Origin of the sequence: Streptomyces sp. MUSC 14, from assembly GCF_001866675.1 — a bacterium.
Taxonomy (GTDB): domain Bacteria; phylum Actinomycetota; class Actinomycetes; order Streptomycetales; family Streptomycetaceae; genus Streptomyces.
The window spans coordinates 39777-56235 of the sequence record NZ_MLYN01000061.1; the positions used below are offsets into that span (position 1 = coordinate 39777).

Sequence of the window (16459 nt, forward strand, 5' to 3'; positions counted from 1 at the left end):
GTGGCTTTGGATGTTCGAAAATCTATTGACTCCTCGAATATATGGGATCGAGACTTCTGGCCCATGACCTCTTCGATGAAGCGCAGCGTCGTCATCACCGGTGGCGGGACGGGCATCGGCGCCGCCACTGCAGAACTGTTCGCCAAGTCCGGGCACGACGTCACGATCACGGGCCGACGTAGTGACGTGTTGGCCACCACCGCCAAGCGGTTGGGGGTGACCCACACCGCGTTCGACGCCGCCGACCCGGCCGCCGTTCAGACGGCGCTCGACCAACTGCCGGCCACCATCAACGTGTTGGTCAACAACGCCGGCGGCAACACCGACCGTCGCCGTCCACCCGTCGCCGCAGGCGACCTTGCCGGCATGGCCGACGCGTGGCGGGGCAACTTCGAAGCCAACGTCCTCACCACGGTCCTGATCACCGAGGCGCTCAAGCCGCGGTTGGCGGACGGAGCACGTATAGTCACCCTCGGTTCGGTGGCCGCCAAGCAGGGATCCGGTTCGTACGGCGCGGCCAAGGCCGCCCTGGAGGCGTGGAACGTCGAGACCGCGAGGACGCTGGGTCCCCGTGGGATCACTGCCAACGTCGTGGCACCGGGGGTCACTCTGGACACAGAGTTCTTCGCCGGCACGGTGTCCGAGGACTGGGTCGCGGCACGGGTGTCCGCCGCGTTCAACCGGCGGCCCGGCACCCCGAACGAGATCGCAGAGGCGATCTTCTTCCTCAGCCGGCCCGACTCCGGCCACCTGACCGGCCAGGTGATCCACGTCAACGGCGGCGCCTACGCGGCCCGGTGACCACGTGCTGAACCGGGCTTTCGTGCGGGCCACCGGCGGCGGGAATACCTGGGGGCACGCCTTCGGACAATTGCCCCGGTCGAGGTGCCCCTCGTTGTCCTGGCCATCGTCTTGGCCGGTGTTGCCGGGTGTCAGAGACCTGCTGGACTCATGAGTTCTTGAGGGTCTGGATGACCGGGGCCGTTTCCATGTCGTGGACCGAGGGAAGGGTTGCGACTTTGGTGGTGAGATAGGTGTACAGGGCGCTGGGGTCCGGGCACAGCACACTGGCGAAGAGGTTCGTCGATCCGGTGGTCGCGGCGGTGAAAGGGACCTCGGGATGGGCGGCCAGGGCCTGACCGGCTGCGACCAGTTGGTCCGGGGCTACCGACAGCCAGAGCATGGTCTGGTGGGCCATGCCGAGGCTGCGGTAGTCGAAGTCGACGTCGAAGTAGAGGGCCCCGCTTGCCCTCAGGTCGGCGAGGCGGCGCCGCAGGGTGGTCGCGGGCCGGCCGGTGGCCGTGGCCAGCGCGGTGACATCCGTGCGGCCATCGCGCTCAAGCAGGGCCAGCAACTGCTTGTCAGTGTCGTCCAGGTCGACTTGGGGCCCGGCCGCGGCGCGTGGGGACTCCAACTGGGCCACCTGCTCGGGAGACAGTGCGTGGACATAGCCCTGTGGTCCCCCGAAGAACACGTGGAGCAGGCAGTGGGCGCTGACGTTGATCACGCGCGGGGTACGGGGCAGTTTTCCCAGCAGGAGTGTCTCGCTGTCGTGGCTGGTGGGCGCCCGCACGATGGCGACGATCTCAGTGCCGCCGGATGTCAGTTTCACCCATGAGGTGTCCGGCCGGCGGGCCAGTGCTTCGCCGATGGGCCGGGCGGCGTCGGGGGTGCACCGGACCCGGACGAACCATGCGACCTCGCCGACTCGCGCCGGGTCGGTGCGGCCGGTGACACGGATCTTCTTGGCCGAGCGCAGGGAGGCGTAGCGGCGGGCCACGGTCTGGTCGGACAGTCCGAGCACGCCGGCGATCTTGCTGAAAGGTGCTCTCCCGTCCACCTGCAGCGCATGGATGATCTTGAGGTCGAGCTCGTCGAACGTCACGGATATCGCCACTTCAGGCCTGCCTATGTCGAAAATCGCCATTTACAACCGGCCGGCTGGGCGCTGGGCCCGCCCAGGGCCGAGCATCAATGTGCTCCAGGCTATGGAGAATTCAGCCCCTCACCATCCACTCAAGGAGGCTTCTATGACCAGGATCAGCACCGGAAAGACATTGCTGACCCTGACCTCGCTCGTGACGGCGTGCGGCAGCTACTTCTTCGACTGGAACGAGACCCACATCTACAACCCCAACTGGCCGCCGCACGCCAAGTTCCACAACGCTCAGACCATGAGCATGGGCACCGCGGTGGGCACGGCCGGCCTCTACACGCTGTGGGGGCGCCGCGGCCCCTGGACCCGGGATCGCCTGCAGGTCAGCACCGCCGCCGCGTCCGTCTACTGGATCACGCAATTGTCGTCGACCCTCTTCCCGGGAACGGCCCTGTGTGACGGGCCGTGGCCCGCGTCCGCGCTTGACCGGGCGGACGCCGGGGTGTCCGGGCCGGACAGTGGCCAGGAACAGGAGGAACAGGTACCGGTGAGGCCGCCCAGGGTCCGCGGCCCGCAGACCGTCGTCGCGGGCGCCTCACTGGCGCTGAATGTTCTGGCTTACTACCTGGAGAGTCGGCGTCTTGCGCGGGGAGCTGATTAGTGGTCAGGAGTGGCCGGCAGCGTGATCGCGCCGGAGGTGGCGGAGAGGGCCGGCATCGATGCGCCCCGAGCAGCCGGTGCCAGGCGCGGACGATCTGGTGCGAGGACACGGCGAAGAGGAAGCCTGCGAGGACCGCGCCGAAGACGGCGCAGCACGCCGACAGCCCGTGTGTGTCACCGGCCATCAGTGGCACCATGTCCCGTCACGGGGACGGGGGTGGCCGGCGGTCTCGAATGCCGCGGCGGCCAGGCTGGAGACGGTGGGGCCCTTGGGCTGCTGCCACCAGCAGGCGAAGGGCGTGACGCCGCACGACCAGGGAAGCCGGGACCTTGGCCCAGGGGCACTGGCCAGCCTGCTAGAACATCCCGCCGTCGTACTGGAGGGTGCGGCCGGTCATGTAAGCCGCGTCATCGGAGGCGAGGAAGGCGTAGCCGGCGGCGACCTCGGACGGCTCGGCAAGCCTCTTCAGCGCCACCTGTGTCTTGAGCCAGTCGGAGAGCGATGTCTTGCCGGCGAGCTCGGGGTGCAGGTAGCCGGCCCCGTACTCGACGGCCATGGCGGTGGCGGTACCGCCCGGGGCGATCGCGTTGATGGTGATGCCCTTCTCACCCAGTTCGGCTGACAGGTTGAGCACCATCGCCTCCACTGCCGCCTTGCTGGCGGCATAGAGGGTATGGCCGAAGAACGCCTTGGAGGCGCTGACAGACGACGTCAGCACGATCCGGCCGCCTGCGCCCATGTGTGCGGCGGCGTGTTGGACAGCGAAGAGCTGCCCGCGCGTGTTGACCGCGAAGACGCGGTCGAAGTCGTCCGGTGTGATGTTCTCCAGAGCGTCGAAGTGCTCGATTCCGGCGCAGGACACGAGGACGTCCAGTCGGCCGAACTCGGTCACCACTCGATCGATCAGCGCCTGCGTCTGTTCCGCGTCCGCGGCATCAGCTTGAACGGCGATCGCCCGGCCGCCGTTGGCCGCCAGCTCGTCGACGAGCGCATCCGCTGCGTCCTTGTTGCCCCGATAGCCGATGGCCACCGCGGCCCCCTCGGAGGCCAGTCGACGAGCGACCGCAGCGCCGATGCCCCCGCTGCCACCGGTGATCACAGCCACCTTGCCTTCAAAACGCGCGTTCCGCACGGGATGTCACCACTTCTCTTCATTCGCGGTACGGGTGGGACCGCAGGCGGCACCTGCGACGCCCAGCAGAAGCCGACCCGGGGCAGGCGGCCCCGCGACCGGCGTATCCGACACTACCATCAACCGCAGGAAATCCTTCACTTATTCCAGTAGGTGCTGCCGTAGTCTCGATGCGTCCGCCAGCACAGACCAGGAAGGACGGACCGACGGTGACCCCAAGCGCTTCCCCGGACAGCGGCACCCCGCGCTTGCGGGCGGACGCGGCCCGCAACCGCGCCCAGGTACTGGCCGCCGCACGCGACGCCTTCCGGGAACTCGGCACGTCCGCTCCGCTGGACGAGATCGCCCGTCGCGCCGGGGTCAACATCGCCACCCTCTATCGGCGTTTTCCCGACCGCGACGCCCTCATACGGCAAGTCGTCGTCGACGGCTTCGACCTGGTACTCCAAGCCGCCCGCACTGCTCTGGAGGCCGCGCCACAGGACCCGCTCTCCGCCATCGAGGGATTCCTCTTGCACCTCGTGCACGAGCGGGACATGCTCGTCCTCCCCCTGATCGGCGGTCCCGTCACCGACGCCCCCGAGGCATTCGCACTCCAGCGCCAGATCGCCCCCCTCCTGGAGGACCTTCTGACCGTCGCCCGCAACCAGGGCCTCATCCGCGCGGACGTGACAGCCGTGGACCTGATCACCACCGCGGCCCTGGCCTGCCGCCCCCTGCCCTACCTCCCCACGGAAGAGGCCATCGCCCTCGCCACCCGCCACGTGCGTGTCTTCCTCGACGGCATGCACCCGAACGGCACCAGCCAACTCCCCCCGGCCCCCGCCTCCCGGGACTTCACCGCATACCTGCACACCGCCCAGGACGAAGCGTGACGGCGGCCGGAGAGCCCGGTTGGGTGATGTTCGTGTCCTCTGCGGTGGCCGGCGGGTCTGCTGCACGATTGGTTGGCATCTGTCGAAGTGGATGCGCCTCGCGGACATCGAGAACGAGGTGAAGCCAGGAGCGACCGTGCAGGAGAAGGCGAGACTGCGGGCCGCGCGTCAGCGGATCAAGCTGCTGGAGCAGGAGAACGAGGTCCTGCGCCGGGTCGCGGCCTACCTGTCGCAGGCGAATCTGCCGGGAAATCTCTTCTGGCGCAACCGGGCCACCGGCCTGATCGACCGCCACCCGCTGCCGTCCGCCCGCCGCGGGGCCGACGGCAGGGTCCTTGCCGCGGTTGGCTCCGCAGCAGTCGCCCAGCCCGCGTTCCGGCGCCTGGCCGCCGAACGAGCCGCTCTCGACGACTGCCGACCCCGCTTACCGGTAGTGCCGGATGTGTGCTGCTCGTACAGGATCAATGCCACGCTGCTCAACATGACGGATGTTCGATCGCATCACCGTCGCCATGCACCACATACGTCGCCCGTTCCGGCCGGTTCCGTGTCTTGAAGCGGTGGCTTGACGCTGTCCAGGTCGGCAAGGAGACGCTCGATATCGGCGACGAGCGATCCGTAGACATGCCACGCGTCCAGCTTGCCCAGGGCCCCCCGTTCCATCAGATCGGTCACCCTGGCATGCCAGCCCAACGTTCGGTCGATCGCCACGCGCAACTGCCGATGGGCATCGGCCTGAGCCGGGCCGACCGTCGGCCCTGCGGCGGCGTACGCGGTGAACACCTGTCCTGTCAGCACAAGAGCCTCCCCGTATCGGGCGGCGAAGTCCTGCCTGAGGAGGCCGCTGTCCTCCTCTTGGCCGGCGTTCTCAGCCAGCGTCATGGCGATGCCTCGTACCCGATACGACGCCATGTGGAGAATCTCCAATGCGCGCTCGTAGACCGGGAACATGTGGTGCCGGTGGGCGGCCCGGGCGTTCCAGCGCAGACTCTCCGCGGCCTTCTGCACCTCGTCGCGGGTTCCCGCGACCTGCTGCTCCAGGTTTCGTCCCCTCTCGAGCCAGACGTGGGCGCGACTCTGACACCGTTCTTCCCTCAAGCCACGGCCCATGTCCTGCAACAGCGTGCCCATAGTGCGGGCCAGGCTGCGCACGGCGGTGTCGGACTGGCTGAGATAGGTCGGCGGAAGGATCAAGGCATTCACCGCGACTCCCAGCACAGCGCCGGTGAGAGTGGCGATCGTCGGGGGCACGACGTGTCCCACCGGAGCCGCCGCGGCAGCCGTCAGTGTGATCACCGCGGTCGACGCGACCTGGAGCCGGTCCTCCCCGTTGCGGCGCCCGCCGGTGAGCAGGACCACCGTCAGAACGGCCACGACTGCTCCGGCGGTGGCCCCGAGCAGCCAGGCGGCGGCGACGGCCAAGGACACTCCCGCCACCTGGATCAGCACCCGGCGCACGGCGTGGACCACCGAGCTGTACACCGTGGACTCGTTGGCCATGACCAACGCAACCGCCACACCCAGGAACTGCTGCTGCCCCGGTAGCCACAAGGCGATGAGCTGCCAGGTGAGGGCCGCCGCGATCAAGCTTTTCACGCCATGGCGCAGGACATGCTCCCCGCTGCTCGCGCGGAGCGCGTCGATCGGTCGCCGTGCCGCCGTCCTGGCTCGCGCTGTCACCGCTGCGCGTTCACGCGGCCAATCGAGGATCATATGGTGCATTTGATGCAGAATGCACCATTCTGGCCAATCCTTCAGTGACGCACTTCACGTATTGCATTTATTTTGGGTAATCGCACCGATGGGGGAGTTCATCGGGTTTGCGATCCGAGTTTGCAGAGAGTGACCGATGCGGCGGATCAGAAGGCCGGTTGCAGGTGCATCTGGGCGGTGCGCGGGCGGGCTGGCGGCCCGGCGCTCATGCCGGAGGGACGGCTTTCTTGGCTGGATCGGGGCGCGTGGGTCAGGTTCCGGCAGGACGCAGGCAACGCTGGGCCTCCCCGCCAGGTGCAGGAGGGTTGCGGCCCGCAGCCGTTCGTCGTCGGGGACATCGGGCCAAGGGCCGAGGCCGCCGAGCCGGACCGGCCGTGGTGTGCGGGGTGCGGGCGGGGCCCGGGTCCTCTTCGCCCAGCGAGCGGACCCGTCTGCCCGGTGCGTGCGGCCGCGGCCGCACGCCGCCGCGGCCGGTGGCACCGAGGCCCGCATGCTCGCTCTGACCGCTGGCGGGGCGACCACGGACAGACCGCCTCGGCTCTCGGCCTCACCTCGGACGGGGTCAACTACCACCTCAAGCACGCCGGGGTGTCTCCGGCAAGCCGGCTCTGGTCGCCAGCGCCTACACGGCAGACATCCTGGCCCCCGACACCTGGCCGCCGGCGCCAGCGCGGGTCACCCCGGCCGCGCACTCGGGTCCCTGACGGCCAGATCCGGTCCCGTGCACCGGGGGGGGGCGTCGCTCGTCCCCGAGCGAGGTCGGCCTCCGCGGCGCCGCTCGCGCAACGACCGTCAACGCTCGCGGCTGTGCTTGCGTCGTGCCGCCGTATCGCTGCCGTCCCACTGATAGCGATCTGTGCTGGAGAGACCCATGAACTGCAGGACGCGTTCGATGAACTCGTCCCGCAGTTGCGCCAGCGTCTCGGGCAGGTTGTAGTACGTGGGGATCATGGGGTACACGGTGGCTCCCGCCTCCGTGACGGCAACCATGTTGCGAAGGTGGATGAGGTTGAGCGGCGCTTCGCGGAGGCAGAGGACGAGTGTGCGCCGTTGCTTCAGCATCACGTCCGCGGCTCGCTCGATGAGGCTCTCGGACTGCCCATGAGCGATGCGTCCGAGGACACCGGCCGCGCACGGCAGAATGATCATCATGTCGCTCGGATAGCTGCCGCTGGTCACTGGTCCGGCCATGTCGGACGGATCCAGGAAGCGTACTTTCGGCGACGTCGCCTCCAGGGCCCGGACCACGGAGTCGGGATCCTCGCCGCTCTGGAATTCGAAGGCTACGAGTTTGCGCCCGTTGGTCGACACCAGAAGGTCGACATGACCCACCCGGTCATCTCTCTGAAGTGCCGCGAGCAGGGCCTTGGCCACACCGGTGCCGCCCGCTCCCGTGACGGCAACCGTCACATTCTGCTGGGTCACGAGTGCCCCTCTCTCGACTCACCGGGCCGGCAACCGCATTGACTCGTGCCGGACGAGTGACGTCTCGACGCCTGTGGTCGAGCACGGCTGCCCCGCCAGTCCGTCACGCACGTTGATCGGTACCTCGCGACATGATCACCGAATCCGGTGGGTCACTCGATCAGCGGCCTCTCGTGATTTCTCGATCGCCCAGGCGGCGTCCAGCACACGGCGAGTGCCGATGCCGCCCGACGGCAGCCGGCCGGTCTCGAAGGGTTGGGGTCCCCGCGAGACCAGCAGCCGAGCATGCCGGTCGTGCGATGGGCCAGTGACTTGGTGGTGACGCACCTCCGGCGGTCAAGGCACGCAGGTGTCAGCGCGACGCGCCGGAGCCGGTGTCGTCTGCCGACTCGGATTCGGCGGCTAGGACCTTGGCGCGCACGTCTTCGGGGAAGACGCCGTCGAACGTGGCGGGCGGAACGCGTCCGCTGCCCACCGCCGGGAGCAGGGCGTCATGCACGACGACGGCTCCCCAGCCGTTGTGCAGTTCCTCCTCGGTGAAGCACGGGTACCAGGGCATGATCGGCCCGTGCCACTGCTCCTGCCGGAGCGACGGGTGCACCCTGGTACCCAGTGCCCACAGCAGGTCCGAGTCGTTCGACGGATCCACGTCGTCGTCGAGGACGTAGACGACCGGAGAGAGGCGGCCGACCCGGGTGCCGTTCAGTACTTCACCGATGCGGTGCACGAAGCGCGCGGTGTCCATTCCCGGCAACTGGTCCCGCCAGTTCTGGGGGACGGTGATCACCGTCCAGAAGCAGGCGGCGCCGAGCGGAAGCCAGGCGGTCGTGATCGGCAGCCCCGCCTTCCGCAGTTCGGCGACGACCTCCGCGGAGATGCCGGCCGCCGGTGCGACGTGGGAGTCGTCGACGGGCCGTCCGGCGGCGGCCAGCGGCCAGATCGGGTCGTCCCGGTAGGTGATCGCCTCGATGCTGAACAGCGGCTGCGGGGATGTCTCGGGCAGCGCCCAGCCGTGGAACTCGGCGAAGGGGCCCTCCACGGCATCGCGCGTTGCGGACAGGTGGCCCTCGATGACGACCTCGGCCGAGGCGGGTACCTCCAGATCGTTCGTCTCGCACTTGACCACGTCGACCGGTTTGCCCAGCACCGCTCCGAGATAGGCGCCCTCGTCGACCTCGGTCGGGACGGTCATGCCGCCGACGACGCCGATGCCCGGGTCGCCGCCCTGGACGAGGGCGTAGGGCATCGGCTTACCGATGGCCTCCCACTCGCGCCAGATCATGCCGAGGTGCTGGCTCGGCAGCACCAGTCCGGTCATGTGCTGGTCGTCGATCTTCATGATCCGGGAGATGGACCAGTTCGTCCACCGGCCGTCGGGTGTCCTGGCGACGATCACACCCCACGTGTTGACGTAGGGGCCGCCGTCGTCCTGGTGGACGCGCGGGATGGGGAATCGGTCGAGACGGGCTTCGTCACCCGTCAGGATGTTCTGCTTGCACGGCGCCGAGCCGGCCGCCACCCGCCGCGGCGGGAGCAGGTCCTTGGTACCTGCTGCCCTCAGGTGTTCCACCAGTTCGGCGGCGGTCGTCGTGTAGGGCAGGCCGAGGGAGACCGAGATTCGTGCCAGCGGATGCCCGGGAATGCTGGACAGGGCGCCCGGGGCGCCGATCATGCGGAACCCTTCGCCGACTCCGCTGAGGTGCTCGAAGAACGGGGCGGGTCGGCCGTTCTCGGTGGACCGCCGGGTGACGGCCGACGCTTCCAGGTTCGGATCGATCACACGCGAGATGCGCTGGATGTCACCCAGCCCTTCGAGCGCGGAGATGTAGGACCGGAAATCATTGATTTCAGACATCAGTTACTTACGCCTTTCAGTTCGGAGGGACGAGGCATTCCGTCCCAGCGCTGCGCCGAGGACACCTCGATGTCCATCTGATCCAGCACACGGACAACGACATGCTCAACGAGCTCGTCAATGGATTTCGGACGGCTGTAGAAGGCCGGCATCGGCGGCACGATCCTCGCTCCCATGCGGGAGAGCGCCAGCATGTTCTCGAGATGGATTTCGCTGAGCGGGGTCTCCCTCGGCACGAGCACCAAGGGGCGCCGTTCCTTCAGCGTGACGTCGGCGGCACGGGGTATGAGCCCGTCGGCGTATCCGGTCCGGATTCCGGCGAGGGTCTTCATGCTGCACGGCGCGATGATCATCCCGTCGGCCCGGAACGACCCTGACGAAATCGCCGCCCCCTGGTCGTTCCACGCATAGGTGACGTCCGCCAGGTCGGTGACTTCACGGACCGACAGGTCGGTCTCCAGATGAATGGTCGCCCTGGCCCACTGAGACAGAACGAGATGGGTCTCCACGTCCGGCTGCTCCCGCAGCCGGCGAAGCAGCTCGACACCGAAGACGGCGCCGGTCGCTCCAGTCATCCCCAAGATCACACGTCGGGACATGGGGCCACCTTTCGTACACGGTAAGTCCGTACACGGAACAAGCTAGCGCGCGACGCTTCCATTCGCAAATAGTCCGTGTACGGAATCACAGTGCACGGAGGTAATCTGGAGCCATGACGACCGGAGCGCGATACGACGGGACGCTGGAAGACGGCATGGCCCACCAGCTACGCCGCGCCTCGCAGGCGGTGAACGCCTCGTGGCAGCAGCGCAGCGGCGACCTCACACCCCCGCAGTTCGCCGTGCTGCACGTCCTGGGCGAGCACGGAGACCTTGACCAGAAGACCCTCGGCTCACTCGCCGCGGTCGACCGGTCGACGCTCACTCCCCTTCTCGACCGGCTCGTCGCCCGCGGCCTGATCACCAAGAGCACGGATCCCCACAACCGCCGTCGGCAACTGGTCACGCTGACGCCTGCCGGGCATGAACGCGCTGCCCTGGGCCGCCGACAGGCCCAGGAGACAAGCCGGTGGATCGAGGAACTGCTCGGGCCCGAGCGGCTCGCGACCCTGACGTTGCTACTCAAGGAACTCGGAGACGCAGGCCGTGACCAGCAGCCGCAGTGAGGGAACCAGTAGAGAGGACGGGGTGCCCTGGCGTGCTCTGAACCAGCGCTACAGCATGGCCTTCTGGGGCTGGGTGGAGACCACGATGACCGTGGTGGTGTCGGCGTGCAGGGCTGCGTTGAACGCCTTTTCCAGCTCTTCCGTGGTCTCCACCTCGGCGGTGCGACAGCCGTAGCCGCGGGCCAGGGAGGCGATGTCGATACCGGGCAGGTCCAGGCCCGGCACGCCCGGGGTCTCCTCCAGGACCGCGAAGGACTTGAGGATGGAGTACTCCTGGTTGCGCATGACCACGTACACGATCGGCAGCTGGTGCTGGGCGGCTGTCCAGATGCCCTGCACGGAGTACTGGAAGGAGCCGTCACCGATCAACCCGATCACCGGCCGGCTGACCCCGTTCGCAAGGTCGCCCAGTGCGACGCCGACGGCCGCCGGGGTACCCCAGCCGATACCGCCGCTGGCCGTGGCGAAGAACGATCCGGTCCGGGTGGTGGGGAGCCACTCGATCTGCTGCGCCATCGTGGAGGTCGACTCGTTGACGATGACCGCATCCGGCGGCCTGATCTTGCTCAGGGTGGCGTAGACCTCCGGCGGAGTGAGTGGGCTGCTGGGGGTCTGGGGGAGTTGCCGGGGTCGTGGCACGGGTTCGGGTGCGGTGCGTGCCGCGCCCTCCTCGACCAGGTCGAACAGCAGCTCGATGGCCGTTTTCGTGTCGCCCAGGAGGCTGTCGCCCATGCGTGCGTACGAGGCGACGGCGGGGTCGGCGGTGATGTGCAGCAGTTCGGTGCCGGCCGGGAGGTAGTCGCCGGGTACGTAGGGGTAGTACCGGAAGACCTCGGCGCCGATCACGATCACAAGGTCGTGTCCGGCCAGCCGGTCGCTGATGGTCTTCACCGACATGCCCAGTGGGCCGCCAAAGAGGGGGTGGTCCTCGGGGAAGGAAGCGCGGTCCAGCAGCGGGGCACCGTAGACGGCCGCGCGCAGCTTCTCCGCCAAGGCCACGGCCGCGTTCCAGCCACCGGCGCGGTCCACCTCGGGTCCGAAAACCAGGGCGGGTCGACGGCTGGCAGAGATGCGCTCGGCGAACGTACGCAGCCGCACGGGGTCCGGGGCAACCCGGTCACTGACGGTGCGGGTCCGGGTGAAGCCGGCCAGGGGCTGGTTCCAGTCGTCCATCGGGATGGAGAGGTAGACCGGTCCCGTCGGGGGCTGGAGCGCGACCGCGTAGGCGCGCAGGAAGGCTTCGGGGACGTCCTGAGCCCGGGCGGGCTCGTACGACCATTTCACCCAGGGCTTGGGCATCGTGGTCGCCTCTCGGTTGCCCAGGTAGGGCTCGCCGATCAGCAGTTCCCGGTGCTGCTGCCCTGAGGTGACGATGAGCGGGGTGTTCCCCCGGTAGGCGGCGACGAGGTTGCCCAGGGCGTTGCCCAGGCCCGCCGAGGAATGCAGGTTGACCAATGCCGGGCGGCGGGTGACCTGTGCGAAGGCGTCGGCCATCGCGATGGCCGACGCTTCCTGGAGGGCCAGGACGTACTGGAAGTCGTCGGGGAACTCTTGCAGGAACGTCTGCTCGGTGGAACCGGGGTTACCGAAGACGGTGGTGAGCTGCAGGGAGCGCAGCAGGTCGTAGGTGACGCTGCGGACAGTGGACTTCTCGGTCATGATGGCGTCCTTCGGCCGTACGGAGCGTCGACGGGGAAACTCAGAGCATCGACTCAGCGCGAAACTACGTCGCGGCTCACGGCTTCGTCTTCGGTCGATTGACTGCATCGACTTGAGCCAGTCGCCTTCCTGTACGACCGCTCCCGGGTTCTTCAGTCATCTGACGCATGCGGAACGGCCCCGCCGCGGGATGAGAATCGGACGTAGCCCGTCTCGAGCGGCTCGTTCGCACTCAGGACATTCACGATGCGTGGGTCGTTCCGCTCGAAGTGATCGCATGCGAAGGCGGTGGATACCCATGCCACGGAGAATGATCGTGGGGATGACGGGGGTGACGGGGGCCGTATTCGGTATCGAGTTGTTGCGCCGGTTGCGGCAGCAGCCGGATGTGGAGACCCATCTGGTGTTGTCGCCGTGGGCCAGGACAACCGTGCGGCTGGAGACCGGATTGTCGGCGCACGAGGTCACCGACCTCGCGGACGCAACGTACGCGTGGAACGACCAGGGCGCGCCGATCTCGTCGGGATCATTTCCGGTGGACGCCATGGTCATCGCGCCGTGCAGCTTGAAGACGCTGGCCGGCATATGCACCGGCTGTGCCGAGGGACTCATTGCCCGTGCGGCCGACGTGACACTGAAGGCGGGACGTCGGCTGGTACTCGTGGCACGGGACCCACTCAGTGAGAGCCACCTGGAGAACATGCTGGCGCTCTCGCGCATGGGGGCGAGGATCGTCCCTCCGATACCGGCCTTCTACAACCGTCCCGAGATGTTCCGGGATCCGGTCAGCCATGTCGTCGTCCGCGTCCTGGACCAGTTGGACCTTCATGTGCCGTCGGCACAGCGCCGGCACGGCATGCGCCACTCTCCCGCACGGTAGGGAACCAGCACCGATGTCCTGGACCACCGACCTCCGTGCCTGCTTCTGCGAACTCGAAGCGCTCGGGGACATCGAGGGGATCGGCCGGAACGACTCGGATCTGCTGCGGCCGCCGGCCACCCGGGTGCATCCCTACCTGCGACATGAGCAGAGGTACAGGCCGATCATGTCCTTGCGCGTCTATGACTGGAATTCACCGGCGGAATCGGTTTCGGAGGCGCGGGCCTCCAGTGCGGTGCGTAGCGCGGCGCGGGTGGTGATGCCGAGTTTCGGGAAGAGCCGGTGCAGGTGGGAGCCGACTGTGCGGTGGGACAGGAACAGCCGGGCGCCGATCTCCTTGTTGGTGAGTCCGGTGGCGGCCAGTTCGGCGATCTGCCGTTCCTGGGCGGTCAGTTCCGGCGCTGTCGTGTCCGATCGCGCGGTGGCGGCCACGCCGGTGGCGCGCAATTCGTTGCGGGCGCGCTGCACCATCGCTCGCGCGCCGATCCGGTCGAAGGTCTCCATGGCGGCATGCAGCTGGATGCGAGCGTGGGCGGTGTCCCGGGTGCGGCGCAGCCACTGTCCGTAGGCGAACTGGATGCGTGCCTGCTCCCAGGGATAGCGGGTGGCTTCCGGCAGGGCCAGGGCCGCCTCGAACAGGGCGCCGGCCTCGTCGTCGTCCGCGGCCACGGCCGCGGCTCCGGCCGTGATGATCGCGATGCGCGTGCCGATGCGGTGGAGGCCGGCCTGCTGGGCGGCAACGACGTGTGCGCGGGCCTCCTCGCGTCGGCCGGTGCGCATCGCCGCCTCGACCAGGTCGAGCACCACCCACCGGTTGGGGATGCCTGCGCTGGGGGCGCTGGGCGGGTCGATCTGCGCCACCTGGGTGTGGGCTTCCTCGAAGTCGCCTTGGCCCATGGCCGCGAGATGGCTGGCTGATCGGGCGTATGCCAGGGTGACGCCCATGCCGCGGGGCGCTGCCCAGGTGGTGGTCTCCTTGCTGCGGGCCCGGGCCAGGTCCACGTCGCCGCGCAACGCGGCACCGGATGCCAGCACGGCCCGGATCTGCCGCTCCCAGAACGAGTAGCCGTAGCCCGTCGCCAGCTCCAGCCCCTGGTACGCGAGGTTCTCGGCCTCGTCCCAACGGCCGTGCACGTAGGAGTCCTGGCAGAGCAGCATCAGTGCGGGCACCACCATGGCGATGGCGCCGCCGTCACGTTCCCGCTCGATCATGCCGCGGACCGCGTAGCGGTAGTCGGACAGGGTGTCCATCGCGACCGCGGCGAAGGCCAGCGGAATCACCTCCCAGGGGTCGGCGGCCGGCGGGAGCGCGGCGAAGGCGCAGGCCAGGCCGTCCCGGATGGAATCCGAGGTCCGGGTGGGGTCGACATACGCGTCGTAACACAGCTGGAAGGAGACGACCTGTTCAGGCTCGAAGCGGACCATGGCCTTCCTGAGCAGCTCCCACGCCTGCGGCCGCAGGGTGTAGAGGCTGACCAGCAGCAGCGCGTAGAGGATGCCGTACCTGTCCCAGGAGTCCGGCCCGGCGTCCTCGCCGGCGTCGAGCGCCCGGGTCAGCAGCCGGTACGCGGCGGAAACGTCGCCTTCGTCGTTCGTGAGCAGGTGGGCGGTGGCGGCGAAGACCAGCGCATCCGGGGTCTGCGGGGTCTGCCCGGCGTCCGCCAGCAGCCAGGTGACCTGGTCGAGCTGTCCGGCCATGGTGGCGAGGTGGGCGGCCTCGACCAGGCGCCGGGACCGGTCTCCGGGGTGCGGGCTGAGTTCCGCCGCGCGCACCAAGGTCGCCACCGCGGTCGAGGCACGGCCGCGGCGCCGCGCGAGCAGGGCCGCCTTGTCCAGCGCCCGGGCCACCGTCTCGTCGGGTCCGGTGCTGGCCGCGGCCAGATGGCACGCCTGCCGCTCGGGGTCGAAGGCCAGGGCCTCGGCGAGTGCCTGATGCGCGGCCCGGCGCTCGCCCGGCGGGGCCAGGTACACGACCGCCGAGCGTGTCAGCGGATGGCTGAAGGTGACCTGTCCGGAGGCGGTGTCGGCGTGGACCATACGGGCCCGCTGTGCCGGGGCCAGGTCGTCCAGGTCCAGGGAGCCCTGGGTGGCGGCCTTGATGGTGTCCAGGTCGTCGTCGGCCGCCAGTGCGGCCAGCAGGAGTGCCTTTCTGGTCGAGCCGGGCAGCTGATCGAGCTCAGGGACGAAGGTGGCCAGTAGCCGCTCGGACAGGGGCAGCGCACCGGGCAGTGGCTGTGCGCCGGAGCGCTGCCGGTCGTTCAGTGTCGTGGGCAGTTCCTGGATGGCGAGTGGGTTGCCCGCGGCCTGGGCGAGCAGTCGGCGTCGCACGGTCGGCGCCAGCTCCGGCCACCGGGTCTTCAAAAGCTCCGTCGCCGCCTGGTCGTCCAGGGGTGGCACCGTCCGTTCCGGCAGCCCGGCGTGGTGGAGAGGCCCTTCCAGCCCGGTGCGGGCGGCGGCCAGCAGTACCACGGAAGCCTGGGCCAGCCGGCGCACGGCGAAGGCCAGCGCCGTGGCGCTGGCCGGGTCGATCCAGGCCGCGTCGTCGGCCACCAGCAGCAGCGGTGATTCGGCGGCGGCTGCGCCGAGCAGGGCGAGTATGGCCGTCCCGGCGGTCAGCGGGTCCGGCAGAGCTTCTGGCGTCAGGTCGAAGAGGCGACGGAGAACGTCCCGTTGCGGTTCGGGCAACCGATCGGCCTCCGGGCGCAGCGAGTAAAACATCTGATGGATCATCGCGAAGCTGATCCCGGCCTCGAACTGCACACCGCCGGCGCGCAGCACTCGCCTGCCGGCGGCGCTTCCACGAGCCGCGGCGACATCAAGCAGCGTGGTCTTCCCCACCCCCGGGCCACCGCGTAGCAGCAGAGCGGGGCCGACGGCGCCGTACTCGGTGCGGTATTCGTTGGCGAGCAGCGAGTCGATCAGCTCCAGCTCGTCCGCGCGCCCCACGAGACCGCCAGAGCCGCAGCCGGCGGGCTGCGCGGGATGCCTCCGGGTCTCGGAAGTCGCCACATTGGTGAGGATAGGGTCCGCTCATAGCACGGCACAACGGCGACCGCACGCGTACCGCCCAGCTCACGAGGTGTGCTCGGGCCGGAGGCGTGCTTGTTTCATCGCCATGCGGAGCACGGCCCTGCAGCGCGTTCCCACGGCGCACGGTGTCGACGCCCTGGGCAGCGGACGTCAGCTGTCTCCACCCAGTGGTGGCACCCGGGTCTGGT

General features: G+C 68.8%; 14 protein-coding genes. 6 read left to right on the forward strand and 8 right to left on the reverse strand.

What is annotated here, in order from left to right; all coding sequences use genetic code 11:
• The first annotated feature begins 63 nt into the window (after positions 1–63).
• Entirely contained in the window at positions 64–801 is a 738-nt protein-coding gene (locus BIV25_RS35410; RefSeq protein WP_071376615.1) for an SDR family NAD(P)-dependent oxidoreductase, read from the forward strand.
• A gap of 148 nt (positions 802–949) precedes the next feature.
• Here the strand turns inward: BIV25_RS35410 and BIV25_RS35415 are convergent, their stop codons facing one another.
• On the reverse strand, positions 950–1885 hold the full coding sequence (locus BIV25_RS35415) for an Lrp/AsnC family transcriptional regulator (RefSeq protein WP_371273103.1): 936 nt from the start codon (positions 1883–1885) through the stop codon (positions 950–952).
• A gap of 145 nt (positions 1886–2030) precedes the next feature.
• On the opposite strand from BIV25_RS35415, the gene BIV25_RS35420 reads away from it, so the two are divergent.
• Positions 2031–2537 carry a DUF6640 family protein gene (locus BIV25_RS35420; RefSeq protein ID WP_107486498.1) on the forward strand — a complete coding sequence of 169 codons (507 nt, stop codon included), beginning with the start codon at positions 2031–2033 and terminating at the stop codon, positions 2535–2537.
• 355 nt (positions 2538–2892) lie between these two features.
• On the opposite strand, the gene BIV25_RS35425 is transcribed toward BIV25_RS35420, so the two are convergent.
• Positions 2893–3669, reverse strand: a complete 777-nt coding sequence (locus BIV25_RS35425) for an SDR family NAD(P)-dependent oxidoreductase (protein WP_071376617.1) — start codon at positions 3667–3669, stop codon at positions 2893–2895.
• Positions 3670–3878: 209 nt separating this feature from the next.
• Between BIV25_RS35425 and BIV25_RS35430 the strand changes: the two genes are divergently transcribed.
• Both BIV25_RS35430 and BIV25_RS50530 read left to right on the forward strand, forming a co-directional pair.
• A complete protein-coding gene (locus tag BIV25_RS35430) occupies positions 3879–4544 on the forward strand; it encodes a TetR/AcrR family transcriptional regulator (RefSeq protein WP_071376618.1) in 666 nt (221 codons plus the stop codon).
• A gap of 19 nt (positions 4545–4563) precedes the next feature.
• The gene (locus BIV25_RS50530) at positions 4564–5100 is read left to right on the forward strand and encodes a hypothetical protein (protein ID WP_143076747.1); all 537 of its coding nucleotides are present in this window, start codon (positions 4564–4566) and stop codon (positions 5098–5100) included.
• On the opposite strand, the gene BIV25_RS35435 is transcribed toward BIV25_RS50530, so the two are convergent.
• The 4 genes from BIV25_RS35435 to BIV25_RS35450 all read right to left on the reverse strand — a co-directional run bounded on the left by BIV25_RS35435 (position 5046) and on the right by BIV25_RS35450 (position 10136).
• Positions 5046–6266, reverse strand: a complete 1221-nt coding sequence (locus BIV25_RS35435) for an aromatic acid exporter family protein (protein WP_143076748.1) — start codon at positions 6264–6266, stop codon at positions 5046–5048. The two genes, BIV25_RS50530 and BIV25_RS35435, sit on opposite strands and share 55 nt — an antisense overlap.
• A gap of 783 nt (positions 6267–7049) precedes the next feature.
• A complete protein-coding gene (locus BIV25_RS35440; protein ID WP_071376620.1) occupies positions 7050–7682 on the reverse strand; it encodes a UbiX family flavin prenyltransferase in 633 nt (210 codons plus the stop codon).
• 352 nt (positions 7683–8034) lie between these two features.
• Entirely contained in the window at positions 8035–9537 is a 1503-nt protein-coding gene (locus BIV25_RS35445) for a UbiD family decarboxylase (protein WP_071376621.1), read from the reverse strand.
• Positions 9537–10136, reverse strand: coding sequence for a non-oxidative hydroxyarylic acid decarboxylases subunit B (locus BIV25_RS35450; protein ID WP_079177076.1), 600 nt, complete (start codon positions 10134–10136; stop codon positions 9537–9539). Before BIV25_RS35450 ends, BIV25_RS35445 begins: the two co-directional genes overlap by 1 nt.
• A 113-nt stretch (positions 10137–10249) precedes the next feature.
• Here BIV25_RS35450 and BIV25_RS35455 point away from each other — a divergent pair, with 113 nt between their 5' ends.
• Positions 10250–10702 (forward strand): MarR family winged helix-turn-helix transcriptional regulator, encoded by a 453-nt coding sequence (locus BIV25_RS35455; RefSeq protein ID WP_071376622.1) that lies wholly within the window; start codon positions 10250–10252, stop codon positions 10700–10702.
• Between the two features lie 48 nt (positions 10703–10750).
• Here BIV25_RS35455 and mdlC read toward each other — a convergent pair whose 3' ends face one another.
• Entirely contained in the window at positions 10751–12361 is a 1611-nt protein-coding gene (gene mdlC / locus BIV25_RS35460) for a benzoylformate decarboxylase (protein WP_071376623.1), read from the reverse strand.
• 298 nt (positions 12362–12659) lie between these two features.
• Here mdlC and BIV25_RS35465 point away from each other — a divergent pair, with 298 nt between their 5' ends.
• A complete protein-coding gene (locus BIV25_RS35465; protein ID WP_079177077.1) occupies positions 12660–13241 on the forward strand; it encodes a UbiX family flavin prenyltransferase in 582 nt (193 codons plus the stop codon).
• 180 nt (positions 13242–13421) lie between these two features.
• On the opposite strand, the gene BIV25_RS35470 is transcribed toward BIV25_RS35465, so the two are convergent.
• A complete protein-coding gene (locus BIV25_RS35470) occupies positions 13422–16250 on the reverse strand; it encodes a LuxR family transcriptional regulator (RefSeq protein ID WP_071376624.1) in 2829 nt (942 codons plus the stop codon).
• Positions 16251–16459: the final 209 nt, after the last annotated feature.

Bases quoted from the DNA above. Each gene is read 5' to 3' on its own strand.
- BIV25_RS35410 (WP_071376615.1), top strand. From the start codon at position 64: ATGACCTCTTCGATGAAGCGCAGCGTCGTCATCACCGGTGGCGGGACG.
- BIV25_RS35420 (WP_107486498.1), top strand. From the start codon at position 2,031: ATGACCAGGATCAGCACCGGAAAGACATTGCTGACCCTGACCTCGCTC.
- BIV25_RS35435 (WP_143076748.1), bottom strand. From the start codon at position 6,266: ATGCACCATATGATCCTCGATTGGCCGCGTGAACGCGCAGCGGTGACA.
- BIV25_RS35445 (WP_071376621.1), bottom strand. From the start codon at position 9,537: ATGTCTGAAATCAATGATTTCCGGTCCTACATCTCCGCGCTCGAAGGG.
- BIV25_RS35450 (WP_079177076.1), bottom strand. From the start codon at position 10,136: ATGTCCCGACGTGTGATCTTGGGGATGACTGGAGCGACCGGCGCCGTC.
- BIV25_RS35455 (WP_071376622.1), top strand. From the start codon at position 10,250: ATGACGACCGGAGCGCGATACGACGGGACGCTGGAAGACGGCATGGCC.
- mdlC (WP_071376623.1), bottom strand. From the start codon at position 12,361: ATGACCGAGAAGTCCACTGTCCGCAGCGTCACCTACGACCTGCTGCGC.
- BIV25_RS35465 (WP_079177077.1), top strand. From the start codon at position 12,660: ATGCCACGGAGAATGATCGTGGGGATGACGGGGGTGACGGGGGCCGTA.